The organism is Halomonas sp. 11-S5, from assembly GCF_029889825.1.
In the GTDB taxonomy this organism is placed as follows: domain Bacteria; phylum Pseudomonadota; class Gammaproteobacteria; order Pseudomonadales; family Halomonadaceae; genus Halomonas.
In genome coordinates this window covers 1-506 of record NZ_JARANW010000065.1, presented here as the reverse complement: position 1 = coordinate 506, position 506 = coordinate 1, and the positions used below count along the sequence as shown (strand labels likewise).

At 56.3% G+C, this 506-nt stretch carries 1 rRNA gene; it reads right to left on the bottom strand.

Going from position 1 to position 506, the window contains the following annotated elements:
- Positions 1 to 6: 6 nt before the first annotated feature.
- Positions 7 to 506, bottom strand: a 16S ribosomal RNA gene (locus OP497_RS17495); the annotation flags it as partial.

Sequence of the window (506 nt, the reverse complement as noted above, 5' to 3'; positions counted from 1 at the left end):
GTCGTTTAAGGAGGTGATCCAGCCGCAGGTTCCCCTACGGCTACCTTGTTACGACTTCACCCCAGTCATGAACCACACCGTGGTGATCGCCCTCCGAAGTTAGGCTAACCACTTCTGGTGCAGTCCACTCCCATGGTGTGACGGGCGGTGTGTACAAGGCCCGGGAACGTATTCACCGTGACATTCTGATTCACGATTACTAGCGATTCCGACTTCACGGAGTCGAGTTGCAGACTCCGATCCGGACTGAGACCGGCTTTTCGGGATTAGCTCCACCTCGCGGCTTTGCAACCCTTTGTACCGGCCATTGTAGCACGTGTGTAGCCCTACCCGTAAGGGCCATGATGACTTGACGTCGTCCCCACCTTCCTCCGGTTTGTCACCGGCAGTCTCCCTAGAGTTCCCGGCATTACCCGCTGGCAAATAGGGACAAGGGTTGCGCTCGTTACGGGACTTAACCCAACATTTCACAACACGAGCTGACGACAGCCATGCAGCACCTGTCT